Source organism: Streptomyces sp. S186, assembly GCF_051603415.1.
Taxonomy (GTDB): Bacteria; Actinomycetota; Actinomycetes; order Streptomycetales; family Streptomycetaceae; genus Streptomyces.
In genome coordinates this window covers 5449253-5474086 of sequence record NZ_CP193932.1, presented here as the reverse complement: position 1 = coordinate 5474086, position 24834 = coordinate 5449253, and the positions used below count along the sequence as shown (strand labels likewise).

At 76.5% G+C, this 24834-nt stretch carries 9 protein-coding genes and 2 tRNA genes; 2 read left to right on the top strand and 9 right to left on the bottom strand.

The window, feature by feature from the left end:
• Nucleotides 1-148: 148 nt before the first annotated feature.
• Together tig and ACRAS8_RS23500 are read right to left on the bottom strand one after the other, a co-directional pair.
• Nucleotides 149-1546: a trigger factor gene (gene tig, locus ACRAS8_RS23505; RefSeq protein WP_438487977.1), complete on the bottom strand. Its 1398-nt coding sequence runs from the start codon at nucleotides 1544-1546 to the stop codon at nucleotides 149-151.
• 211 nt (nucleotides 1547-1757) lie between these two features.
• Nucleotides 1758-1834, bottom strand: a tRNA-Pro gene (locus ACRAS8_RS23500).
• Nucleotides 1835-1980: 146 nt separating this feature from the next.
• On the opposite strand from ACRAS8_RS23500, the gene ACRAS8_RS23495 reads away from it, so the two are divergent.
• Together ACRAS8_RS23495 and ACRAS8_RS23490 are read left to right on the top strand one after the other, a co-directional pair.
• Nucleotides 1981-2051: transfer RNA gene (locus ACRAS8_RS23495), tRNA-Gly, on the top strand.
• Nucleotides 2052-2239: 188 nt separating this feature from the next.
• On the top strand, nucleotides 2240-3040 hold the full coding sequence (locus tag ACRAS8_RS23490; protein ID WP_438487976.1) for an FkbM family methyltransferase: 801 nt from the start codon (nucleotides 2240-2242) through the stop codon (nucleotides 3038-3040).
• A gap of 75 nt (nucleotides 3041-3115) precedes the next feature.
• Here the strand turns inward: ACRAS8_RS23490 and ACRAS8_RS23485 are convergent, their stop codons facing one another.
• The 7 genes from ACRAS8_RS23485 to ACRAS8_RS23455 all read right to left on the bottom strand — a co-directional run bounded on the left by ACRAS8_RS23485 (nucleotide 3116) and on the right by ACRAS8_RS23455 (nucleotide 24691).
• Nucleotides 3116-4288: a cytochrome P450 gene (locus tag ACRAS8_RS23485; RefSeq protein ID WP_438487975.1), complete on the bottom strand. Its 1173-nt coding sequence runs from the start codon at nucleotides 4286-4288 to the stop codon at nucleotides 3116-3118.
• 53 nt (nucleotides 4289-4341) lie between these two features.
• Complete coding sequence (locus ACRAS8_RS23480; protein WP_438487974.1) at nucleotides 4342-7752, bottom strand: non-ribosomal peptide synthetase; 3411 nt, start codon at nucleotides 7750-7752, stop codon at nucleotides 4342-4344.
• Nucleotides 7745-8590, bottom strand: a complete 846-nt coding sequence (locus ACRAS8_RS23475) for a thioesterase II family protein (protein WP_438487973.1) — start codon at nucleotides 8588-8590, stop codon at nucleotides 7745-7747. Before ACRAS8_RS23475 ends, ACRAS8_RS23480 begins: the two co-directional genes overlap by 8 nt.
• On the bottom strand, nucleotides 8587-8820 hold the full coding sequence (locus ACRAS8_RS23470; RefSeq protein ID WP_438487972.1) for an MbtH family protein: 234 nt from the start codon (nucleotides 8818-8820) through the stop codon (nucleotides 8587-8589). The genes ACRAS8_RS23475 and ACRAS8_RS23470 overlap by 4 nt, the downstream gene beginning before the upstream one ends.
• A 99-nt stretch (nucleotides 8821-8919) precedes the next feature.
• Nucleotides 8920-12222, bottom strand: coding sequence for an amino acid adenylation domain-containing protein (locus tag ACRAS8_RS23465; protein ID WP_438487971.1), 3303 nt, complete (start codon nucleotides 12220-12222; stop codon nucleotides 8920-8922).
• A gap of 65 nt (nucleotides 12223-12287) precedes the next feature.
• Nucleotides 12288-17999, bottom strand: a complete 5712-nt coding sequence (locus tag ACRAS8_RS23460; protein ID WP_438487970.1) for an SDR family NAD(P)-dependent oxidoreductase — start codon at nucleotides 17997-17999, stop codon at nucleotides 12288-12290.
• The gene (locus tag ACRAS8_RS23455) at nucleotides 17996-24691 is read right to left on the bottom strand and encodes an SDR family NAD(P)-dependent oxidoreductase (protein WP_438487969.1); all 6696 of its coding nucleotides are present in this window, start codon (nucleotides 24689-24691) and stop codon (nucleotides 17996-17998) included. The genes ACRAS8_RS23460 and ACRAS8_RS23455 overlap by 4 nt, the downstream gene beginning before the upstream one ends.
• Between the last annotated feature and the right edge of the window lie 143 nt (nucleotides 24692-24834).

Below are 24834 nucleotides of genomic sequence, written 5' to 3'. Positions count from 1 at the left end.
CGGACAACGCCATCCCGCAGCGAGAACTGTTCGCTGTGAGCGCAGGCTCACGGACCGGGACGAGAGACGGGCCCGAACACGCTCACGCGCGTGTTCGGGCCCGTACTCACCGCTGGAAACGCCCGGGGAAACCCCGGACGGCCGGGGCTCAGCCCTCGGACTTGGCGGCCTCCTCGGCCTTCTCCTCGGTGCCCTCGACCTCGGCGACGACGGCCTCGGCGGCCTCCGTCTCCTCCTCGTCCTCCAGGTCGACGACCTCGCCGTTGGTGTCCTTGACCGTGGCGGCCTCGACGACCACGGCGAGGGCCTTGCCGCGGGCGACCTCGCCCACCAGCATCGGCACCTGGCCGCCCTCGACGACCGCCTGGGCGAACTGGTCGGGGCTCATGCCGGAGGACTGGGCACGCCGCATGAGGTGCTCGGTGAGCTCCTCCTGGCTGACGTTCAGCTTCTCCTTGTTGACCAGCTCGTCGAGGACGAACTGGGTCTTGATGCCCTTCTCCGCCTGCTCCTTGGTCTCGGCGTCGAACTCTTCCTCGGTCTTGCCCTGGAGCTCCAGGTACTTGGCGAGGTCGAGGCCCATCTGGCCGAGCTGGTGGTGCTCGAGGTTGTGCTTGCGGGTGCGGACCTCGTCCTCGAGCAGCTTCTCGGGGATCGGCACCTCGACCAGGCCGAGCAGCGCGTCCAGGACCTTCTCCTGGGCCTGGGTGGCCTGGTCGAACTTCTTCATCCGCTCCAGGCGCTTGCGGCTGTCCGCCTTGAGCTCGTCGAGGGTGTCGAACTCGCTGGCCAGCTGGGCGAAGTCGTCGTCCAGGGCGGGGAGTTCGCGGGCCTTGACCTCGGTGACGTCGACCTTGACCTCGGCCTCCTTGCCCTGGGCGGAGCCGCCCTTGAGCTCGGAGGTGAAGGTCGCGCTGCCACCGGCCTCCAGGCCCTTGACGGCGTCGTCGATGCCGTCGAGGAGCTCACCGGAGCCGATGGTGTAGCTGACGCCGTTGGCGATGCCGTCGGCCAGCACCTCGCCGTCGACCTTGGCCTCCAGGTCCACGGTCACCACGTCGCCGTCCTCGGCGGCGCGCTCGACCGTGGTGGTCGAGGCGAAGCGCTCACGCAGCTGCTCGACGGACTTCTCGACGTCGTCGTCCGACACCTCGACGGCGTCGACCTCGACCTCGATGCCGGAGTAGTCCGGGATCTCCAGGGCGGGGCGGATGTCGACCTCGGCGGTGAAGGCCAGCAGCTCGTTGTCCTTGAGCTCGGTGATGTCCACCTCGGGCTGGCCGAGGACGTTCAGCTCCGCCTCGTTGACCGCGTTGGTGTAGAACTTCGGGAGCGCGTCGTTGACGGCCTCCTCCAGCACGGCGCCACGACCGAACCGCTGGTCGATGACGCGGGCCGGGACCTTGCCCTTGCGGAAGCCCTTCACCGTGACCTGCTGGTTGATCTTCTTGTACGCCGCGTCGAGGCTGTCCTTGAGCTCCTCGAAGGGCACCTCGACAGTGAGCCGAACCCGGGTCGGGTTCAGGGTCTCCACGGCGCTCTTCACGGTTCGGTCTCCTTGGGCTGACTTTGGGGGTTCTGCTTCAGATCAGCCGGCTTCCGGCACGTCCCGGTCCGGCCGATCGCGCCCGGTACAGAGACATACGGGCACGCAGCTTGCATAGTAACCGCAAGGAGGAGGGCACCCACAACGCGATCTTGAACGGACGCTTATGCCCGCTTTTGCCTGCTTCGCGGCATGCGGGACGGGTACCTGCTGGTCGGGGTGGCCGGATTCGAACCGACGACCTTCCGCTCCCAAAGCGGACGCGCTACCAAGCTGCGCCACACCCCGTCGGTGCGACACGTAGGGTACATGGCCGGGGGCGGTGTGGCTGCCTGTTATTCGGGAGCGCGGGCAGCGTGCGGGGCGGTGTGCACGGCGGCGCCCTGACCCGCTACGATGCTCTGCGTGCCGGGGTCCCACCGACCGTGGCGCTCGCGGGCGTAGCTCAATGGTAGAGCCCCAGTCTTCCAAACTGGCTACGCGGGTTCGATTCCCGTCGCCCGCTCCGTGACGGCCCGGGGCCGGATCGCCGACTTTCCGCGATCCGGCCCCGGGCCGTTTTTTCGTCGGCCGCCGCGCGGTGCGTCACCGAGGCGTGCCACTTTCCCGCCGAATTCCCTGTCGCCGGAATTCCGGGTTCGCTACAGTGTCCCCATCCGAAAATGTTTCCCGGCTGACCGAAAGAGGCACGGTGTGAACGAGAGCGGTATGGGCACGGCGAATTCGGCCGCGGAGCAGTTGCGGCTCGACGACGGCCGGCTCATTTGGTGCACCAGTCCCGCCGAGGCGCAATTGCTGTGGCAGGAGGTCACCTCCGACGGGTTCTACCGGCGGGCCGCCGGCCGGCTGCGGTCCGGTGACACCGTGCTGGACATCGGAGGGAACGTCGGGCTGGCCTCGCTCGGTTTCGCCGACGCCCGGCCCGATATCCACGTGATCGCCGCCGAGCCCGCGCCCGACGTCTTCGCGTGCCTGGCGCGGAACTTCGCCGCGCATCTGCGCCACGGCACGCCGCTGCGCGCCGCGGTGGCCGCCGAGGCGGGGTCCGGGACGATGGTCTACTACCCGGACGCGCCCGGGAATTCCGGGCTGTACGCGGACCGGGAGGCGGACGACGACATCACCCGGACGTTTCTGCGCAACCGCGGTCTGGACGATTCCTCGATTGCGGACGTACTCGACGGACTGCATGTCGGGGAAACCATCGAGGTGGCCATCACCACGGTTTCCGACATTCTCCGTGAACACGGTTCGCCGGATATCGCGCTGCTGAAGATAGATGTGGAGCGGGCCGAGCTGGACGTACTGCGGGGAATTCGGGAGGAGGACTGGCCGCGTATTCGCTCGGTGGTCGCCGAGGTGCACGACGAGAACGGCGGCCTGGCGGATTTCCAGGACATTCTGCACCGGCACGGATTCGCGTGCGAGGTCCGCCAGGACGACGTTCTGCGGGGCACCGGGCTGTACGAGGTGGATGCGGTGCGGGTTTCGTAGCGGAATTGCGGTGGGGCTCCGGTTCCGGACCGGTACGGGTTCGGAACCGGGGCCCTTCGCGCGGCCGCCCGGGGGTCAGTGCCAGGTCGTCGAGGCGGTCAGGCGGCTGTAGCCCTGGACGAGGTTGGAGCGCATCCAGGTGGGCTCGCCGGCCAGCTCCACCGCGGCCAGGCCGGGGGTCAGCACCCGTAGCAGCTCGTGGAGTTCGACCCGGGCCAGGGCGGAGCCCAGGCAGTGGTGGGGGCCGGTGCCGAAGCCGAGGTGGCGGTTGGGGCCGCGGTCGAGCCGGACGGTGTGCGGGTCGGCGAAGACCCGCTCGTCGCGGTTGGCCGCGGACAGCCAGGCCACCATGGCCTCGCCCTTGCGGACCGGCTGGTCGCCGACCTCGGTGTCCTCCGTGGCCACCCGCAGGACGTGGGCGGCCGGGGAGGTCCAGCGGATGATCTCCTCCACCGCGGCGTCGGTCAGCCCCGGGTCCTCGTGCAGCGCGCGCAGCACCTCGGGGAAGCGGGCGAGGGCGTGGAACATGCCGGTGATCGAGTGCCGGGTGGTCTCGTTGCCGCCGATCAGGACGTTGTCGCAGTTGAGGATCACGTCCTCGTCGCTCAGCCGCTCGTCGGCGACCAGGGCGCTGACCAGGTCCTCGCCCGGGTGCCGGCGGCGCTCCTCGACCAGTTCGGCGAAGTAGCCGAGGATCTCCATGTGGGCCTCGCCCGGCGGCATCTTGTCGAAGTGGCCGTCGTCGCCGCCGAAGGCATGGTTGGTCAGCTCGATCAGCTGCTCGCGGTCCTGCCGGGGGACGCCGATGACGGCGCACACCACGGCGGCGGGCAGCCGGGGGCCGATGTCGGTGGCGATGTCGGCGGGCCCGCCCGCCCGCAGCCGGTCGGCGATCTCCCGGACCTCGCGCTGAAGCACCTCGGTGAGGTCCTGGGCGCGCAGCCGGGACAGGAAGGGGCCGATGAGGCGCTTGAGGTCGGAGTGCCGTTGGCCGTCACTGGCGACGATCATGCGGCCGCCGGCGTCGTCGCGGTGCTCCGCGTCGAAGCCGAGCATCATGCCGTACTCGGAGGTGTACGGGGCCTTCGGCGAGAGGACCGCGGCGCAGTCCCGGTGGGAGAAGACCGACCAGAAGCCGCCCGGGGAGGCGCCGGGCGGGCTCCACACCCGGGCGTCGGCGGTGGCGTACTCCTGCCACATCGCGAAGCGTCGGTCGGTGACATAGAGATCCGGGTTTGCCAGGTCCATTCCCAGTCCGTTCGGTCCGTTGAGGGGTGCGGGGTTGTGGGGTGCCGGGCGGCTCATCGCGGCCGCCTGCCGCGCTGTGTACGGGCCCTGGCCAGGGCCTGGCGGCGGCGGTCGCCCCAGTCCTGCGCGCCGGCCGGGGGCGGGGTGCGGTCAAGGTAGGCGCTGTCCAGGTGGGCGGCGAAGGTCCGCACGGTCGGGTACTGGAAGACGGAGACCACCGGGATCTCGCGGCCGACCGACTCCCGCAGCCGGGCCTGGAGTCCGAGGACGAGGAAGGAGTGGCCGCCGAGGTCGAAGAAGTTGTCGTCGGCGCCGAGTTGCGCGACGCCCAGCACCTCGCGCCACAGTCCCGCGACCAGTTCCTCGGTGGCGCCGCGCGGCGGGGTGGCGGCGGTGCCGGGGCCGGCCGCCGGCAGCGGGGCGGCGGCCAGGGCCCGGCGGTCGACCTTGCCGTGCGGGGTGAGCGGCAGCGCGTCCAGGACGGCGAGGTGCGCGGGGACCATGTAGTGCGGCAGCAGGTCCTTGAGGTGGCGGCGCAGCTCGGCCGGGGTCGGCGGCGGGCCCTGTTCCGGCAGCAGATGGGCGACGAGCGAGCGCTGCCGGCCGGCGTCCTCGTGGACGGTCACCACCGCCTCGGCGATCGAGGGGTGGGTGCGCAGCGCGGCCTCCACCTCGCCCGGCTCGATGCGGAAGCCGCGGATCTTGACCTGGTTGTCGGCCCGGCGCAGGAACTCCAGGCGGCCGTCGGGCAGTCGGCGCACGAGGTCGCCGGTGGCGTACATGCGGGCGCCGGGGGTGCCGGCGAACGGGTCGGGCAGGTAGCGCGCGGCCGTGCGGCGGGGGTCGCCGAGGTAGCCGCGGGTGACCTGGGCGCCGCCGACGTGGAGTTCGCCGGGGACGCCGACGGGCACCGGCCGCAGCCAGGGGTCCAGGACGTGGACGCGCAGGTTGCCGATGGGACGGCCTATGGAAGGGCGTGGGGCGCCGGGCGCAGCGTCCGCGCCCTGCGGCTCGACGTCGCCGAACGTGGCGCCGACCGTCGTCTCGGACGGTCCGTAGCCGTTGACCAGGCGGTACGGGGCGCCGGGCGCGGGGCGGCGGGTCAGGGTGTCGCCGCCGACGACGATGACGCGCAGCCGGGCGTGGTCGGGCAGCCCGGCGTCGAGCAGCGCCTCGCCCAGCGGGGTGGGCAGGACGGTGTAGGTGATGCCCTGGTCGGCGATCCAGCGGGCGAGCAGCGCGGGGTCGGTGCGGACCTCGTCGGGGGCGGCGTGCACCGCGGCGCCGGCGGTCAGGGCCGGCCAGATCTCGCAGAGCGCGGCGTCGAAGCCGGGGCTGACGAGCATCGCGGAGCGCTCGCCTGGGCCCAGGCCGTACGCGCCGGCGATCCAGGCGGCGAAGTGGGACAGGCTGCGGTGCTCGGTGGCGACGCCCTTGGGGCGCCCGGTGGATCCGGAGGTGTGCAGGACGTAGGCGAGGCTGCGGGGGTGGGCCTCCGGGAGGGCGCGCGCGGGGTCCGGCGCGGCGTCGGGGCCGTCCTCGTCGGCGGCGAAGTCCTCGGCGTACAGCAGGGTGGTGCGGCCCATCGGGAAGCGGGTGCGCAGGGTGCGGTCGGTGATCAGCAGGCGCAGCCCGGCGTCCTCGCGGATGGCGGTGAGCCGCTCCGCCGGGTACTGCGGGTCGAGCGGGACGAAGGCGGCGCCGGCCTTGAGGACGGCGAGGCAGGCGACGACCTGCTCGGCGGAGCGCTCCAGGCCGACGCCCACCGGCGTCTCCGGGCCGGCGCCCAGCTCCCGCAGGCGGCGAGCCAGCCGATCGGCGCGGCGGTCCAGTTCGCCGTAGGTGACGGTGCGCGCACCGTCCACCAGCGCGGGGGCACCGGGGGTGGCGCGGGCGTGCCGGGTCACCAGGACGTGCACCGGCTCGGCGGGGACCTCGACGCCGGGGCCGCGGCTGTCGGCGAGCGCCTGCCGCCGCTCCTCGTCGGTGAGCAGCGGCAGTTCGGCCACCGTGCGGGTGGGGTCCTCGGCGGCGGCGCGCAGCAGGGTGAGGTAGTGGCCGGCGAAGCGGACGGCGGTGCCGGGGTCGAAGAGGGCGGTGCTGTACTCCAGTTCGGCGCGCAGGGTGCCGTCCGCCTCCAGGACCGACAGGGCCAGGTCGCACTTGGCGGTCTCGCCGGTCATGTCCCGGAAGGTCATGGTGGCCGCGCCCAGGCGGGTGCGCCGGAAGGCGGGCATGTTCTGGAGGGTGAAGGTGGACTGGAACAGCGGGTGGCGGCTGGGGTCGCGGCCCTGCTCCAGCCGCTCCACCAGGGCCTCGAAGGGGGTCTCCTGGCGTTCGTAGGCGTCCAGGACGGTGGTGGTGACGCGGTCCAGTAGCCGGGCGAAGGTGGGGTTGCCGGACAGGTCGGTGCGCAGCACGAGGGTGTTGGCCACCAGGCCGGCCATGCCTTCGAGCTCGGGGGTGGCGCGGCCGGCCACGGCGCTGCCGACGGCCAGGTCGTCCTGTCCGGTCCAGCGGTGCAGTACGGCCTGGTGGGCGGCGAGCAGCACCATGAACAGGGTGCTGCCGGTACGGTCGGCCACCTCCCGTACCCGGGAGGCGAGTTCTGCCGGGACGGTGAAGGTGTGGCGGGCGCCCTCCCAGCCCTGGACGGCCGGGCGGGGCCGGTCGGTGGGCAGTTCGAGGGCGGGCAGGCCGCGCAGCCGGTCGGTCCACCAGCGGAGGTCCTCGGCGGCCTCGGGGGTGGCGGCGCGGCGCCGTTCGCGCCGGGCGTGCTCGGCGTACTGGAGGGTGGGGGCGGGCAGCTCCGCGGGCCGGCCGGCGCGGAACGCCTCGTACAGCGCGGCCAGTTCGCGGACCAGCAGGCTCAGGGTCCAGCCGTCGGCGACGATGTGGTGGAGGGTGAGGACCAGGCGGTGGTCCTCGGGGCCGGTGCGCAGCAGCTGGGCGCGGACCAGCGGGCCCTCGGCCAGGTCCATGGCGGGCTGGGTCTCGGCGGCCGCGGCGCGGTGCAGCCGTGCGGCGCGCTCCGCCTCGTCCAGCGCCGTCAGGTCGGTGACCTCGGGGGCGAGCGGGAACGGGTCGCGGACCAGCTGCCACAGGTCGCCGTCGCGCTCGGCGAAGACGGTGCGCAACACCTCGTGGCGGCGGACCAGTTCGTCCAGGGCGCGGCCGAGCGCGGCGGTGTCCAGCGGGCCGTGCAGGTCGAAGGCGGCCGGGGCCAGGTAGAGCGGGGTGCCGGCGCGGTAGCGCTCCAGGAAGTACAGCCGGCGCTGGGCCGCGGAGGCGGGAGCCGGGCCGGTGCCGCCGGTGGCTTCGGCGGCACCGGCGGTCTCCCGGGCGCCGGCCGCGGCGGCGGCCGCCGTACGGGCGCGCAGCCGGCGGGCCAGCAGGGCGCGCCGCTGCGCGTCGGGCGCCGGGCGGTCCGGGGCGGAAGCCCCGGGTTCGGGGGTGTCAGCCATGGTGTGGTTCCTCTCCTCCCGGGGCGCTGCGGGCACCGTCGTCCGTACCGGCGCCGGCGGCGGACCAGTGCGCGATCCGGTCGAGCAGCTCGGCCGCGTGGGACTCGACGAAGAGGTGCCCGGCGTCCAGGAGGTGGTGTTCGAAGGGCCCGGCGGCGTACTCCCGCCAGGCCGCGACCTCGTGCGGCCGGACCATCGGGTCCCCGGCCCCGGCGAAGACCACCAGCGGGCAGTGCACCGTGGCCGGCGGGTCGGCGGGCCGGTAGGTGTCGAGGAGGGAGAAGTCGGCGGCCAGTACGCGCAGGACCATGTCCAGCAGTTCGGGGTGCTCGAAGACCTCCGGCGGGGTGCCGCCGTAGCCGCGCAGGATGGCGACGAGGTCCTCACGGGTGTGGCCGGGCGGGAGCATCGGCGGGTGCTCGGCGTGCAGGCGGGGCGCGGGCGCCGCACCGAGGGCCAGGCACAGCGGCTCGGGCAGCCCCCGTGCGCGCAGCGCGCCGTAGACCTCGTAGGCGAGGACCGCACCCATGCTGTGCCCGTACAGCGCCATCGGCAGGCCGTCGGCGGCCAGCGACGCCACGGTGGCGGCGAGTTCGTCGACGACCTGCCGCGGGTCGGTGGGCGGCGCCTCGTCCAGGCGGGACTCGCGCCCGGGGAGCCGGACGGCGCACACCTCGACGTCGGGGCCGACCCGTTCGAGCCAGGGGAAGTAGGTGCCCGCGCCGCCGCCCGCGTGGTGGAAGCAGATCAGGCGGTGACGGGGCGCCCCGCCGCGGGCCGGGCGCCGCAGCAGGCGCCCTTCGGGCACGGGCGGGGCGTAGGAACCGTGGGTGCTCATGCGGTGGCGGCCTCGTTCGCGGTGCCGTCCATGGCCTCGCGCAGGCTGCGCGGGCGCATGTCCGTCCACAGCTCCGCCACCTGCTCCAGGCAGTGCTCGCGGGTGCCGCGGGTGCCGGTCTCGTGCCAGCCGGCGGGCAGGTCGCGGGCGACGGGCCAGAGGGAGTACTGGTCCTCGTCGTTGCGGACGACGCGGTACTCGTCGAAGGGGTCGCGGTCGTCGGCGGTCATCGGGGCTCCTTTTGCCGTGGGTTGTCGCGGGTTGTCATGGGGTGGTGCGCAGTTGGGGGGCGGGGCGTCCGCCGCCCCCGGGTGTGCGTTCCGGCGGGGCTACGCCTCCTCGTCGGCCAGGGCCTGGATCTCCTCGTCGGTCAGCCCGTCCAGCTCCGCGGCCAGGGCCTCCTCGACCAGGAGCGCGACGGCGCGCAGGGTGCGGGCCTTGAGGACGTCGCGCACCGGGATCTCCACCTGGCCGGCGCGCTTGATGCGGGAGCGCAGCTGGGTGGCCTTGATGGAGTTGCCGCCGGTCTCGAAGAAGTCGTCGTCCACGCCCGGGTCCTCGACGCCGAGCACCTCGGTCCAGATCTCGGCGACGAACTGCTCGGCCTCGGTGGCCGGACGCACCTTGGTGCCGCCGCCGGACGCCTCCTCCGGGGAGGGCAGCGCGGCCCGGTCGAGCTTGCCGGTGACGGTGATCGGCATCCGCTCCAGCGGGACGACCGCGGCCGGCACCAGGTGCTCGGGCAGTCGCGCCTCCAGGTGGGCCCGCAGTTCCTTGCCGTCGAGGGTGGCGCCGGGGCGGGGTACGGCATAGCCGACCAGGCGGGCGTCGCCGCCGTGCGGCCGCCCGTCGGCGGCGCCGTCGCGGACGACGACCGCGCGGTCCAGCACGTCGGGGTGGGCGCCCAGCACGGCCTCGATCTCACCGAGTTCGATGCGGAAGCCGCGCAGCTTGACCTGCTGGTCGTCGCGCCCGGCGAACTGCAGGGTGCCGTCGGCGCGCCAGCGGGCCAGGTCGCCGGTGCGGTACATGCGCGCGCCGGGCGGGCCGTAGGGGTCGGGCAGGAAGGCGGCGGCCGTGCGGGCGGGCTGCCCGAGGTAGCCGCGGGCCACGCCCGGCCCGGCCAGGAAGAGTTCGCCGAGCGCGCCGGCCGGGACCGGGCGCAGCGCCGCGTCCAGGACGTGGACGGTGAAGCCGTGGACCGGGGTGCCGATGGGGGCGGTGTCCTGGCCGGCGGCGGGGTCCGCGACGTCCTGGGCGGTGGCCCACACGGTGGTCTCGGTGGGCCCGTAGGCGTTGACCATGCGGCGGCCGCGGGACCAGTGGGCGGCGAGCTTCTGCGGCAGCGCCTCGCCGGCGGAGACCAGCAGCCGCAGGCCGGGCAGCGGCTCCTCGGGGAGCGCGGAGAGCGCGGACGGGGGCATGGTGAGCGCGGTGATGCCGGACTCGCGGAGCAGCCGGGCCAGGCCCGGGCCGGGGAGGACGTCCTCCCGGTCGGCGAGGTGGAGTTCGGCGCCGGCGCCCAGCGCGAGGACCGTCTCGAAGACGGAGGCGTCGAAGCTGGCCGAGGCCCACTGCAGCACCCGGTCCTCGGGGGTGAGGGCGAAGGTGCGGCGCTGGGCCGCGACGAGGTTGGCCAGGCCGCGGTGGGTGAGGGCGGTGCCCTTGGGGGTGCCGGTGGAACCGGAGGTGTAGATGACGTAGGCGAGGCTGTCGGGGTGGACGGCCGGGCCGGGCAGCGGCCCGTCGCTGTGCGCGGCGATCGCGGCGGCCGTGGCGTCGTCGTCGAGCAGGACGGTGCGCAGCCCCTCCGCCGGGAGCCGGCCAGCGAGTTGACGTTGCGTCAGGACGATGCGGGCGCCGGAGTCGCGCAGCATGTGCGCCAGCCGCTCGGCGGGGTAGGCCGGGTCGAGCGGGGTGTAGGCGCCGCCCGCGTGCAGCACGGCCAGCAGGGCGGTCGGCAGGTCGGTGCCGCGCTCCAGGCAGACCGCGACCGGGGTGTCCGGGCCGGCGCCCAGCTCCCGCAGGTGGCGGGCGAGCCGGCGGGCCCGCCCGGTCAGTTCGCGGTATCCGACACGGGTGCCGCGGTGGACCAGGGCGGTGGCGTCGGGCGTCCGGTCGGCCTGGTCGGCGACGAGGTCGTGGGCGCAGCGGACGTCGGTGGCGTCCGCCGGGGCGGCGGGGCGGGCGCCGCCCCACTCCCGCAGCAGGCGGGCCTCCTCGTCAGCGGAGAGCAGTGGGATGTCCCGCAGCAGCACGCCCGGTTCGGCGGCGACCGCCGCGAGGACGGTGCGCAGCTGGCCGAGCAGGCCGCGCACGGCCGGGGCGTCGTACAGGTCGCGGTCGTAGCCGACCCGGACCGACAGCCGCTCGCCGGGCACGACCATCACCGACAGCGGGTAGTTGGTGCGGTAGCGGTACTCGCCGCGGGTGATGTGCAGCGCGCCCTCGCGGCCGCCGAGGGTCTCGATGCGCGGCACGTTCAGGAACGTCATGATCGTGTCGAACAGCGGGGCGCCGGAGGGCAGGTCGCTCCACTCCTGCACCTTCATCAGCGGGCTGTGGTGGTGGTCGCGGCGCTCGCCCTGGGCTTGCTGGAGGCGGGCGCAGCAGGCGGCGAAGGTGTCGCCGGGGGCGGTGCGGGCCCGTACGGGCAGGGTGTTGATGAAGAGGCCCGCGGTGTGCTGGACGCCCTCCAGGTCGGCGGGGCGGTGCGAGACGGTGGTGCCGAACATCACCTCGTCACGGCCGCTGTGCCGGCTCAGCAGCAGCGACCAGGCGCTCTGGAACACGGAGTTGAGGGTGACCCGGTGGTCGCGGGCGAAGGCGGTGAGTGCCTCGGTGGTGGCGGCGTCCAGCCACAGCACCTCCTCGGGGTTCTCCCGGGTGGCGTGGTCCGTGCCGTCCCCGGCGGCCGGGGCGAGGCGGTCGGCGCGGGCGGCGGGGCGGGCGGCGAGGGGGGCGCCGGGCAGCGGGGTGGCCTCGGTCAGGCCGCCCAGGGCGGTGCGCCAGTACGCCTCGGACGCCGACAGGTCCTGGCGGTGCAGCCAGGCGACGTAGTCGCGGTAGGGCAGGGTCGCGGTGCGCTCGGCGGTGGCGCCCTCGTTGTAGTCGGTGAACGCCTCGTCCAGCACCATCAGCGCCGACCAGGCGTCGAAGAGCAGGTGGTGGTAGCGGAAGACGAAGGTGTGGTGGTCGGGGGCGTGCCGGACCAGGCTGAGCCGGAACAGCGGCGGCCGCTCCAGGTCGAAGCCGCGCAGCCGGTCCTCGGTCAGGAAGCGGTCGCGGTCGGCCTGCCGGGTCTCCTGGGGGCGGTCCTGCCAGTCGTGGCGCTCCAGGGGCAGTTCGATGTCCCGGTGCACGACCTGGACCAGCTCCTCGATGCCCTCCCAGAAGAAGGAGGTGCGCAGCATCTCGTGGCGGGCCACCGCCCGGCGCCAGACGCGCTCGAAGCGCTCCTCGTCCAGCGCGCCGTCGAGGGTGTAGACGACCTGGTCGACGTAGAAGGCCGCCTCGGGGTCGACCAGGCTGTGGTAGAGCAGGCCCTGCTGGAGGAACGAGAGGCGGTAGACGCCCTCGGTCGAGGGCCGCGCTGCCACGGTCTCGCGCGTTTCCTTCGCGTCACGCGTCATGTGAGTGGTACTCCGGTTTCCGGGTCGGGTGTCTGGGGTGGGGTGTCGGTGGAGCGGCGGGGCGGCTAGCCGTCGGTGCCGGCGCGGCGGCGGGCCGCCAGGCGGGCGGCGGCGCGCAGCCGGTCGAGCCGGGGCGGCTCCCGGTCGGGGGCGGGGCCGGCGGGCGTACCGCCGAGCCGGTTCTCGATCAACTCCCGGCTCGCCGCGCTCAGTTCGGGCAGCGCCGCGTCGGAGTCCGGCCGCCCCGGGGCGGGCGCGGCCGGGCCGTCCGGCGTACTCCCGCCGTCCGCGCCGTCCGTGCTCTGCCGGTGGGCGGCCGCCAGCGCCCGGACGGTGGGCCGCTGGAAGAAGTCGGACTCCTTCAGCCGCAGGCCGTGGCGCCGGGCGCGGGCGGTGATGGTCAGGGCGAGCATGGAGTCGCCGCCGAGGGCGAAGAAGTCGTCGCCGGTGCCGATCGGGCGGATCCGGAACGCCTCCTCCCACAGTCCGGCCAGGGCCTTCTCCTCGTCGGTGGCCGGTGCGGCGTACGGGCCGAGGCCGTCGGGCCGGGGGTGGTGCTCGTCGTCCCGGCCCTGCGGCCGCTGTGCCGGGCCGCCGGTACGGGCCGCGGACGCGGTGCCCTCGGCCCGGCGCAGCGCGACGACATGGGCCGGCAGGCCGTCCTCGGCCAGCACCCGGTCCAGCAGGGCGAGCGCCTCGGCGGGGGTGAGCGCGCCCACGCCCCGGCCGGCGAGCCGGTCCAGGTCCGCGGCGCCGAGCCCGGCGGCCATGCCGGTGTCCGCCCAGGCCCCCCAGGCCACGCTGGTGGCGGGCAGGCCGTCCGCGCGCCAGCTCTGGGCGAGGGCGTCCAGGGTGGCGTTGGCCGCCGCGTAGGCGCCCTGGCCCGCGGTGCCCAGGGCCGCGGCGGCCGAGGAGAACAGCAGGAGGAAGTCCAACTCCGCCCCGGCCAGGGCATGGTGCAGCGCGCGGGCGCCGTCGGCCTTGGGGGCCGCGACCCGGCGCAGCCGCGCGGCGTCCTGCCGTACGAGGGTGCCGTCGTCGAGGACGCCGGCGGCGTGGACGACGCCGCGCAGCGGCGGGAGGTCCCGGCGCAGCACGTCCAGGGCGGCGGTCAGTGCCTCGGGGCCGGAGACGTCGGCGCGCAGCAGCCGCACCTCGGTGCCGGCCGCGCGCAGCGCGTCGAGGGTGCGTTCGGCGTCGGGGCCGGGGGTGCCGCGGGAGAGCAGCGCCAGGTGGCGGGCGCCGCGGTCGGCCAGATGGCGCGCCAGGTGCCGGCCGATGCCGCCCAGCCCGCCGGTGACCAGGTACGTGGCGTCCGGGCGGAGCCGGGGCGGGGCGGCGCCGGCGGGGGCCAGGGCCGCGGTGCGGGCGGTGTACCGGACGCCCGCACGGTGGGCGACGGGCCCGTCCGTGGGCTGCGGGGCGGCGAGGTCGGCGAGGAGCGGGGCCACCTCGTCGTGCGCGGCCGCCGGGTCGAGGTCGGCCAACGCGCAGTGCAGCCGGGGCAGTTCGGCTGCCGCGACCCGGCCCAGGCCCCACACCGCGGCCTGCGCGGGGTCGGGGCGCTCGCCGGGCTGTACGACCTGGGCGCCGCGGGTCACCAGCCACAGCCGGGGGTCGTGGTCGAGCCCGGCCACCGCCTGGACGAGGTGCAGGGCGGCCACGGAGGGCTCCACGGTCCCCTCCCCCGCCGCGCCGGGCCGGGTCCACAGGCCCACCACGCCGTCCAGCGGCCCGCTTTCGGCGGCGGCCGCCACCAGGGCGCCGATGTCCTCAGGCCGCGCCGGACCGGCCGGGGTGCAGTCGGCGCCGGCCGCGGTCAGCTGCCGGGCCAGGGCACGGGCCGGGCCCGCGTCGTCGGCGACCACCAGCCAGCGCCCGGTGACGGCCGGTGCGGTATCCGGTCCGGGCAGCGGCTCGGGGGCCCAGACGGGGGCGCGCAGTTCGGGGGTGCCGGTCTCGCCGAGCAGGTTGGCCCGAGTCACCCGGCGCAGCCGTACGCCGTCCATGGTCAGCACCGGCCGGTCGCCGTCGTCCAGGAGGGCCAGGTCGACCAGCAGGCCGTCGGCGTCCCGGCCGTCGGGCAGCTCGGCGATGTGCAGCCACAGCTTCTCGCCGTCTGCGGGCGCGCGGTGGTGGCGCAGCCGGTCGACGCGTACCGGGACGAAGAGGCTGCGGCCGTCGAGGGCCTCCTCGGGCAGCAGGGTGACGACCGCCTGGAAGCAGGAGTCCAGCAGTCCGGGGTGCAGCACGTGCCCGGCGCCGGCCTCGGCGGGGCGGACCAGTTCGGCCAGCAGTTCGCCCGGGCGGTGGTGGACGTCGCGGATCCAGCGGAAGGACGGGCCGAGGTCGTAGCCCGCGCGGTCCATGCGGGCGTGCAGTGCGGCTCCCGGGGTGCGGGCGGTGCAACGCTCCCGGACGGCCGCCGCGGTCGCCCGCCAACTCCCCTCCGCCTGCGGCGGGTTGGCCCCCGTCGGGTCGGTGAGGACGCCGGTGGCGTGGGTGGTCCAGGCGGCCGCCCCGTCCCCGGTGGGCGCGCTCGCCACCTGGAAGGCCCGGCCCGCGCCGGCCCCCGCCTCCGGGGCGGCCAGCACGAGTTGCAGCTCGCGCCGCGCCCCGTCCGTGAGCGCCAGGGCCTGCGGGAAGACCACCTCATGCGCCTCGTACGCGCCGGGGCCGTACTCGGCCTCGGCCGCGCTCAGCAGCAGCGCCAGGTGGGAGGCGCCGGGCACGACGACGGCGCCGAACAGCAGGTGGTCCGGGAGGTGGGCCGGGCTGGTCTCGTCGTAGGCGCGGTGGAAGACGGTGTCGCGCAGGGCGGGCGAGCGCAGCCGGGCGCCCAGGGCCGGGTGGCCGCCGGTGCCGGCCGGCGTGCGGCGGCCGGTGCGGGTGTCGCGCCAGTAGCGGCGGCGCTGGAAGGGGTAGGTGGGCAGCGCGACGGGGCGCGGGCGGGGGCCCGGGGTGATCCGGTCCCATTCCAGGTCGGCGCCGAGGACGTGCAGGTGGGCCGCGGCGTGCAGCGGCTGCGCGGTCTCCTCCGGGTCGCGGACCAGCGAGGCCAGCAGCGGCAGCGGGCCGCGGCCGTCCGCCGCGCCGTCCGCGCCGTGCTCCGCGCGGCGGCGGGCCAGGCCGGTGAGCACCGGCTGCGGGCCGATCTCCAGGGCGGCGTCCCAGTCCTCTTGCGCCAGGGCGGTGAACGCCTGGGTGAAGCGGACCGGTTCGCGGATGTTGCGCCGCCAGTAGCCGGGGTCGGCCGGCTCGTCGGCGGTGGCGCGGGCGCCGGTCACCGTGGAGAAGTACGGGACCCGGGCACGGCTCAGCGGCACGCCGTCCAGCCGGGCGGTGAACGCGTCCAGCACCGGCTCCATGAGGTGCGAGTGGAAGGCGTGCGAGACCCGCAGCCGGTGGGCGCGGACGCCGTCCGCGGCGAGCTCCGCCAGCAGCGCGTCCACCGCCTCGGCGGTGCCGGAGATCACGCTCTCGCCGGGGCCGTTGTGGACCGCGACGGCGAGCCGGCCCGCGTACCGGGCGGCCGCCCGCTCGACGACGGCGGTGTCGGCGAACACCGCGGCCATCGCCCCGTCGCGGGGCAGCGCGGCCATCAGGCGGCCGCGCTCGGCGAGCAGCAGCAGCGCGTCCTCGGGCGCCAGCACCCCGGCGGCGGTGGCGGCCGCGAACTCGCCGACGCTGTGCCCCAGTACGGCCGCCGGCCGGACGCCCCAGGACGCCCACAGTTCGGTGAGCGCGTACTGCACCGCGAAGACGGCGGGCTGGGCGTACGCGGTGCTGCCGATGTCGGCGCGGCCCTGGAAGAGCACGTCGGTCAGCGGCACGTCCAGGACGCCGTCGAGCCACCGCGCGCAGCGGTCGACGGCCTCCCGGAACACCGGCTGCGTGCGGTACAGGCCGCGGCCCATGCCCAGGTACTGGGAGCCCTGGCCGGTGAAGAGGAACGCCACCCGGGGGCCGCCGGGCGCGGGCACCTGCCCTGCGTACAGGCCGGGTTCCGTGCGGCCCTCGCCGAACGCGGTCAGCAGGCGGGCGGCCTCGGCGCCGCTGCCGGCGACCAGCGCCAGGCGGTGGTCGAAGTGGTCGCGGCCGGCGTTGGCGGTGTGCGCGGCGGCGGGCCAGGAGGGCTCGTCGGCGAGCCGCCCGGCGTACTGGCCGGCGAGTTCGGTCAGCGCCTGGTGGCCGCGGGCGGAGAGGGTGAGCAGCCGGGGCCCGGCGGTGCCGGGCAGTTCCTCGGCCGGGGCAGGCCCGGCGGGCGCCTCGGCGACGACCAGGTGGGCGTTGGTGCCGCCGATGCCGAAGCCGCTGATGCCGGCGACGCGCGGGCGCGCGCCGCGCGGCCACGGGGTGCGCTCCACCGGCACCCGGACCTTCAGCTCGTCCCAGGGGATGTGCGGGCTGGGCTCGGTCAGGTGCAGATGGGCCGGGATCTCCTCGTTGCGCAGCGACAGCACGACCTTGATCAGCGAGGCGACGCCGGCCGCGGCCTCCAGGTGGCCGATGCCGGTCTTGACCGAGCCGGCCAGCAGCGGCTCCGCCGACGGGCGGTCAGGACCGAGGACCGCGCCGAACGCCCGGGCCTCGATCGGGTCGCCCAGCGGGGTGCCGGTGCCGTGCGCCTCCAGGTAGCCGACCTCGGCGGGCGCGGTGCCCGCGTCGGCCAGCGCGGCCCGGATCAGGGCCTGCTGGGAGCGGCCGTTGGGGACGGTCAGGCCGGCGCTGGGGCCGTCGTGGTTGACCGCCGAGCCCCGGATCACCGCGAGCACGTCGTCGCCCGCGGCCAGCGCGTCCGCCAGCCGCTTGAGGACGACGACGCCGCAGCCCTCGCCGCGGGCGTAGCCGTCGGCGGCGGCGTCGAACGTGCGGCAGCGCCCGCCCGGCGACAGCGCCCTGGCCCGGGACAGGAACAGGGTGATCTCCGGCGACAGCATCAGGTGCACCCCGCCGGCCAGCGCCAGGTCGCTCTCGCCCAGCCGCAGGCTGCGCATCGCCAGATGCACCGCGACCAGCGAGGACGAACAGGCGGTGTCCACCGCCAGACTCGGGCCGGTCAGCCCCAGGACGTGGGAGAGGCGGCCGGCCGCGGCGGCGAAGAGGTTGCCGGTGCCGGTGTAAGCGTCGATGGCCTCCTCGTCGGCGGTCTGCAGGCTCTTGTAGTCGTCGATGCCGATGCCGACGAAGACACCGGTCCGCGAGCCGGTCAGCCGGCCGGGCGCCTGGCCGCCCGACTCCAGTGCCTCGTAGGCCACTTCGAGCAGCATGCGGTGCTGCGGGTCCATGCTCTCGGCCTCGCGCGGCGAGATGCCGAAGAACGCGGCGTCGAAGCGGTCCACGGGGCTCGCCAGGAAGCCGCCGCGCTCGGCGTAGATCCGGCCGGCCCGCTCGGGGTCGGGGTCGTGCAGCCGCTCGGTGTCCCAACGGTCGGCGGGGACGGGTGCGGTGGCGTCCACGCCGTCCCGCAGCAGCCGCCAGAACGCCTGCGGGTCCTCGGCACCGCCGGGGAAGCGGCAGCCCATGCCGATGACGGCGATGGGTTCGGAGCCGGCGGGGCCCTCGGGGGCCGCGGGCGCGGCGGGCGCGGCGGGCGCGGCGGGCGCGGCGGAGGGGGCGTCGGCGGCCGGGGCCGGCGGCGCGGTGGCCCCCGGCGCGTCGGCCCCGGTCGCGGGCCCGGCGGGTCGGGAGGAGGCGGCGGCCCGGGCGCGGGCGCGCTCCAGCAGCGCCCGCTTCTCCGGCGACAGACCTGCTATGCGGTCCGACAGGTCACTCATGCGTCTGTGTCTCCCATCCCGGTGTGCGGTCCGTCGCCGGCGAGTTCCGCCAGGCGCCGGGCCGCCTCGTCCTCGGACAAGTTCTCGATCTCGGCCAGCAGGTCTTCCAGGTCGGCGTCGCCGGTGCCGCCGGCGGCGGGGCCCTGGCCGGCTCCCCCGCCGTCCGTGCCGGTCAGCAGCTCCGTGAGGTGGGCGGCGAGCGCGGCGACGGAGGGGTGGTCGAAGGCGGTGGTGGCGGACAGTTCGGCGGGGCCGCCCGCCTGCCCCAGGTCACGGGCGAGCCGCCCGGCCAGACCGGTGGCGGCCAGCGAGTCCAGCCCGAGGTCGAACAGCCCGGCCTCGCGGTCCAGCCGCCGGGCGTCCGGCAGCCCCAGCACCTCGGCGACCCGCCGCGCGACATGGTCGGCGATCACCGCGGCCCGGTCCTCGGGGTGCACGCCCTCCAGGGCAGCCGCCAGCGCGGCGGCGTCCTCGGCCGTCCGGGTTGCCCCGGTGGCCGCGAGCTGCCCGTCCCCCGGTGCCCCGGCACCGCCGCCGCGGGCCGCGCCGCCGGCCGCACCCGCGAGAACCTCGTCGAGGAAGGGCCGCCGCGCGCCGTCCGGGAGGCTCGCGCGGTAGGCGGGCCAGTCGGCGTCGAGCACCACCTCGTGCGCGGGACCCGCCGACCGCGCGCCCGCGACCGCCCGGTCGAAGGCCCGCAGGCAGGCCGCCGGGTCGAGCGGCGGCAGCCCGCGCTGCGCCCAGCGCTGCCGGCCGGCGCCGTCCCCCGCCGTCATCCCGACCCCGCTCCAGGGGCCCCAGCCGAGGCTGACGGCGGGCGTGCCGGTGGCGCGCAGACGGGCGGCGAGGGTGTCCAGTACGGCGTTGGCGGCGGTGTAGCCGGCCTGGCCGCCGGCGCCGAGAGTGGCCGTGAAGGAGGAGAAGAGCACCAGGAAGTCCAGCGGCCGGCCGGCGGTCAGCTCGTGGAGGTGGAGCGCGCCGAGGACCTTGGGCGCCAGGACGCGGGCGATCCGCTCCGGGTCCTGACGCAGCACGACGCCGTCGTCCAGGACACCGGCCGCGTGCACGATGCCGCGCAGCGGCACCCCCTGCTCCCGTATCCCGTCCAGGACGCGGACGAGGTCGTCGCGGCGCGACACATCGGCCTGAGCCACCGTCACCTCCACGTCCTTAGCGCGGAGTTGCTCCAGTACGGCGTCGGCCTGGGCGTCGGGGGCGCGGCGGCCGAGGAGGACGAGCCGGCGGGCGCCGCGCTCGGCCAGATGGCGGGCCAGCCGCAGACCGATACCGCCGAGCCCGCCGGTCACCAGATAGGCGGCGGCCGGGTCCAGCTCGGGCCCGGGCAGCGGGACGGCCGGGCCGGCGGCGACCGGGTCGGGGTCCGCCGGGGTCAGCCGGGCGACCTGGCGGACGCCGTCGCGCAGCGCCACCCGGTCCTCGCGGTCCTCGCGCCGCAGCTCGGCGACGAGCAGTCCGGCCGTACGGGCCGGTGCGGACCCGTCCACGTCGATCAAGCCGCCCAGCAGCTCGGGGAGTTCATGGCCCAGGGTGCCGCCGAAGCCCCACAGTGCGGCGCCCGCCAGCTCCCGGGCCCCCGCCACCGGACCGCCGCCGGCGGCGAACGGGCGCGGCGGCCCCGCGTCAGGCCGGGCGCCCTCGGTGACCAGCCACAGGCGGGCCGCCGCGGGCAGCGACCGGGCGGCCAGCCGCTGCGCCAGCAACAGGGCGGAGGCGGTGGCCTGCCGGACGGCGCCGCCCGCGTCCTCGTCGGGTGGCACCTCCGCGCCGTGGAGGTGGACCACCCCGCGCAGCGGCACCGGCGCGCCGCCCGGGGCCGGGTGCGCGGCGGCGTCCAGGGCGGTGTCCACGGCGGCGGCGAACTCCTCCTTCCGGCCGTCCAGGACGGTGACCGTGCCGCCGCCGGCGCGCAGCCGCGCCGCGAGCGCCTCGGTCAACTCGCCCTCGCCGGCCAGCAGCCAGTGGCCGGCCGCGGTCCGGTCGTCGACCGGGGCGGCGGGAGCGGTGAGCGCGGCGGGCGCGGCGGGCGCGGCGTCCGTCGCGTGCCAGCGGACGGTGTAGCGCAGCGCGGCGTCCGGATCCGCGTCCCGTGCCGCACCGGCAGGCGTCGCCGCCCCCGCCTCCCGCTCCGTCTCCGTCTCCGTCTGGGCCAGAAGCTCCAACAGCCGGGGCAGCGCGGTGCGTTCGGCGTCGGAGAGCCGGTGCCGCCGCTCCAGGTGTCCGGCCAGCTCCGCCAGCCGCCCGGTGCGCAGCAGCCGCCCCACCGGGCCGGGGTCGCCGGCCGTCCCGGCGGCGCCGCCGAGCGGGGCCGGGGTGATCCAGTGGCGGGAGCGCTGCCAGGGGAACTCGGGCAGCCGCACCGGCCGCCCGGGCCCGGCCGTGGCAGCGCCGGACGCGGTACGCACCGCCGGACGGCCGGCGGTCCACAGCGCGGCGCGCGAGTGCAGCGGGGTCCACAGGTCGTCGCCGCGGCGCAGGGTCGGCAGGACCAGCCCGCCGGCGGCCGGGGTCCCCGCCAGGCACCGGGTGGTCGCGGAGACCAGTGCGGGGTGCGGGCCCACTTCGAGGAAGTCGGTGCACCCCAGTTCGGCCAGCGCCGCGACGGCGTCGGCGAAGCGCACGGTGGCGCGCACCGAGCGGCCCCAGTGCGCCGCGTCCAGCGCGGTGCCCTCGACCGGTGCGCCGGTGACGGTGGACACCAGCGGCAGCCGGGCCGGCCGGGGAGCCAGTGCCTGTTGGGGCGCCGGCCCGCGCAGCCGGTCGGCGAGCGCGTCCTGGTAGGGGTCCATCTGGGGGCTGTGGAAGGCGTAGTCGACGGCCAGCCGGTGGGTGCGGACGCCGGCCGGCCCGGGCGCGGCCAGCAGGCGCGCCACGGCGTCGGTGGCACCGGCCACGACGGTGGCGGCCGGGCCGTTGACGGCGGCGATCCCCAGGTCCGGCCCGAACCCGGCCAGCAGCGCGGCGACCTCGGCCTCGGGCAGGGCGAGCGAGACCATCCGGCCGCGTCCGGTCGCGGCGTGCATCACCGCGCCCCGTTCGACCGCGATCCGCAGCGCCTGCGCGGGCTCCAAGGCCCCCGCCACGCACGCGGCGGCGATCTCCCCCACGCTGTGCCCGGTCACCGCGTCCGGCCGGACGCCCCAGTGCTCCCACAGGTCGACCAGCGCCAACTGAAGGGCGACCAGGGCGGGTTGGGCCAGCCAGGTCTCCTGGAGGCGGGAACGGTCCTCGGGTGCCGCCAGCTCCGCCAGGAGCGACCAGTCGCCGCCGGTCAGGCCGCGGAGCAGCTCGTCGTACCGCTCCAGGGCGCGCCGGAACACCGGTTCGCGGTCGGCCAGGCCGCGCCCCATGGCGGCCCACTGCGTGCCCTGGCCGGAGAAGACGAAGGCGAGCCGGCCCGGGCGGCGCGGGACGGCGCCGGTGGCCAGTCCGGCCGCCTCCTCGCCGGCAGCGGCCCGCCGCAGCAGCTGCGCGGCCTCGGCGCGGTCGCGGACGACGGCGGCCACGCGGTGCCGGTGGCCGCCGCGCAGCCGGGCCGCGGCGTCACACAGGGCGTCGAGGCCGTCGTCCGGGACGTCCTGCGCGGCGCCGTCCGCGGGGGCCGCGAGCAGGTCGGCCAGCTGGGCCGCCTGTGCGCGGGCGGCCTCCTCGGTGTGCGCGGAGAGCGTCAACAGCCGGGGAGCGGCGGGACGTTCGTCGCTCCCGGCGGCCGCGTCGCCGGCCTCGCCCGGTGCCTGGGGCGGCCCGGCCGGTGCGGCACCGTAATGGTCCGGGTACTGGTCCGGGTACTGGTCCGGCGCCGCACCGTACTCGTACAGGCGGGCCGCGGCGCCGAGCAGCGTCTCGTGGGCGTCGGCGTCCCGGCGGGCGCCGGCCAGGACGGGCGCCCGCACGTCGTCGTGACCGTGGGCCGCGACCAGCGCGCCGAGGGCGCGGGCGAGGACCGGGTGCGGGCCGATCTCCAGGAAGGCGGCGGGCCCCGCGGCGAGGACCGACGCGACGGCCGGGCCGAAGCGGACCCGCTGCCGCAGGTTGCGCTGCCAGTACGCGGCGTCCAGCGGCTCCTCGGTGCGGCTGCCGGTGACGGTGGAGACGAACGGTACGCGGCCCGCCAGCGGCCGCAACTCCGCCAGCGACTCCCCGAGTTCGGGCAGCAGCGCGTCGCAGGCCGCGGTGTGCGAGGCCACCGGCATGGCGACGCGGTGGCACTCCACGCCGTCCCGCTCCAGCGCCGCCAGGCAGGCGTCCAGGGCGGCCGGTTCGCCGGCGAGCACCGTGGCCCGCGGCCCGTTCTCGCCGGCCACCTCGACCCGGCCGGCGCCGTGCCGTTCGGCCGCCGCCTCGGCGTCCCGGACGTCCAGCGCCACCAGGGCCACCGCTCCTGTGCCGTCCAGGCGGGCCATCAGCCGGCTGCGGTGGTGCACCACCCGGACCGCGTCGCGCAGCCCGAGGCGGCCGGCGACGTGGGCGGCCGCGGCCTCCCCCAGGCTGTGCCCGATCACCGCGTCGGGCGTCACGCCCCGGGAGCGCCACAGCGCCACCAGGCCGATCTGCACGGTGAAGATCAGCGGTTGCAGGACGTCGCTGCGGGTCAACGCGGCGGCGTCGGCCGCCAGCAGCCCCTGGACGACGGACCGGCCGCCCAGTTCGGTGAAGACCGCGTCGCACTCCTCCACCGCCGCCCGGAAGACCGGCTCCCGATGCAGCAACTCCCGCCCCATGCCCGCCCATTGGGCCCCCTGGCCGGAGAAGACGAAGACGGTGCGCGGGGCCGCGGCGGCGGCCGGCTCGGGGCATCCGGCGTCCCCGGCCTCCCCGTTCTCTTCGTTCTGCCCGCCCTCGCCGATCTCCTCGTTCTCGCCGGCGGCCGCGATCCGCTCCAGCGCCGCCAGGAGTTCGCCGCGGGTGCGGACGACCGCGGCCGCGCGGCGCTCCCCCGGCTCGGCCGTCGCCCGGCGGACGGCCGCGGCGACCAGGTCGGCGGTGCCGGCGGCGGGATCGGCCGCCCGGACGTCGTCGGCGGCGGCCGAGGCCAGTGCGCCCAGCCGCCGGGCGTCGGGCGCCGACAGGGTCAGCAGCCGGGCCGGCGGCGGGGCGCCCTCCAGGACGACATGGCAGTTGGTGCCGCCGAAGCCGAAGGAGCTGACGCCGGCGAGCGCGGCCCGCTGCCCGTCCGGCCAGGGGCGGGTCGCGGTGACGACCTCGATGCCGGCGCCGAAGTCGATGCCGGGGTTGGGGCGTTCGAAGTGCAGGCTGGGCGGCAGCACCCGGTGGTGCAGGGCGAGCGCGGTCTTGATCAGGCCCGCGATGCCCGCCGCGGACTCCAGGTGGCCGAGGTTGGTCTTGGCCGAGCCGAGCAGCAGCGGCCGGTCCGCCGGGCGTCCGGCGCCCAGCACCCGGGCCAGCGCACCGGCCTCGATGGGGTCGCCCAGCGCGGTGCCGGTGCCGTGGGCCTCGACGTACTGGACGGTGTGCGGCGCCACCCCCGCCCGCGCGTACGCCTGCCGCAGCATGTCCTCCTGGGCCTGCGGATTGGGGGCGGTCAGGCCGTTGCTGTAGCCGTCGTTGTTGACCGCGCTGCCGCGCAGGACGCAGTAGACCCGGTCGCCGTCGGCCAGCGCCCGGGACAGCGGCTTGAGGACCACGAGTCCGCCGCCCTCGCCCCGGACGTAGCCGTCGGCCCCGGCGTCGAAGGCCCGGGAGCGCCCGCGCGGGGACATGGCGCCGAACTTGGCCATGGCGGTGGTGCTCTCCGGCGCCAGCAGCAGGTTGACGCCGCCGGCCAGCGCGACCTCCGACTCGCCGCCGCGCAGGCTCTGGCAGGCGAGGTGGACGGCCACCAGCGCGCCCGAACAGGCCGTGGTGACGCCGATGCTCGGACCGCGCAGCCCGAGGACGTAGGAGATGCGGGCGGCGATGATGCTCAGGTCCTCGCCGGTGGCCGAGTGCTGTCCGATGGCCGCCAGGTCGCGGCCGGTCAGCCGGGCGTAGTCGTTCCACAGGGCGGCGGTGAACACGCCCGTACGGCTGTCGCGCAGCGTGCCGGGGTCGGTGCCGGAGTCCTCCAGCGCGGTCCAGGCCAGCTCCAGCATGATCCGCTGCTGCGGGTCCATGAGGGCGGCCTCGCGGGGCGAGATGCCGAAGAACTGCGGGTCGAAGCGGTCGACGCCGTCGAGGAAGCCGCCCCAGCGGGTGTTGGCGCGGCCGGGTTCGGCGGGGTCGGGGTGGTAGAGAGCGGCGGCGTCCCAGCGGTCGGCGGGTACCTCGGTGACGGCGTCGCCGCCCTCGCACAGCAGCCGCCAGTACGCGTCCAGGCCGGGCGCACCGGGGAAGCGGCAGGCCATCCCGACGACGGCGATCGGCTCGTCGGGCGCGAGCGCGCCGCCCGGGCCGGTGGCGCCCGGCGCCGGGGCGTCGGGCGGGCCGGCCAGGAAGCGGGCCAGCTCGCCCGCGGTGGGGTGGTCCCAGGCGGCGGTGGACGGCAGCGGCCGGCCGAGACGCCGGGACAGCTCGGCGGCCAGCGCGGTGGCGCCCGCCGAGTCCAGGCCCAGCTCGCTGAACCGCGTGTCGGGGTCCAGCTCGGCCGGGTCGGCGCCGAGCCGGGCGGCCAGCGCGGCGATCACCTGCTCGCGCGCCCCCGACAGGGCATCGGGCGCAGGGGCTTGACGATCCATCAGTGGGCTCCAAATTCAGGCGATGCCGTCGCGAGGGCCGGGTGGGGACGGGGCGGCGGGGCGAGCGGGGCGGCCGGCGCGCCGCGGGCCGGCGGGGTGCGCACGGCCCGCGGCGGCTGACCGCGGAGGGGACGGATGGCGGC

Coding starts and splice junctions, on each gene's coding strand:
- ACRAS8_RS23485 (WP_438487975.1), bottom strand. CDS start 4,288: ATGGACCTGGCAAACCCGGATCTCTATGTCACCGACCGACGCTTCGCG.
- ACRAS8_RS23480 (WP_438487974.1), bottom strand. CDS start 7,752: ATGGCTGACACCCCCGAACCCGGGGCTTCCGCCCCGGACCGCCCGGCG.
- ACRAS8_RS23475 (WP_438487973.1), bottom strand. CDS start 8,590: ATGAGCACCCACGGTTCCTACGCCCCGCCCGTGCCCGAAGGGCGCCTG.
- ACRAS8_RS23470 (WP_438487972.1), bottom strand. CDS start 8,820: ATGACCGCCGACGACCGCGACCCCTTCGACGAGTACCGCGTCGTCCGC.
- ACRAS8_RS23465 (WP_438487971.1), bottom strand. CDS start 12,222: ATGACGCGTGACGCGAAGGAAACGCGCGAGACCGTGGCAGCGCGGCCC.
- ACRAS8_RS23460 (WP_438487970.1), bottom strand. CDS start 17,999: ATGAGTGACCTGTCGGACCGCATAGCAGGTCTGTCGCCGGAGAAGCGG.
- ACRAS8_RS23455 (WP_438487969.1), bottom strand. CDS start 24,691: ATGGATCGTCAAGCCCCTGCGCCCGATGCCCTGTCGGGGGCGCGCGAG.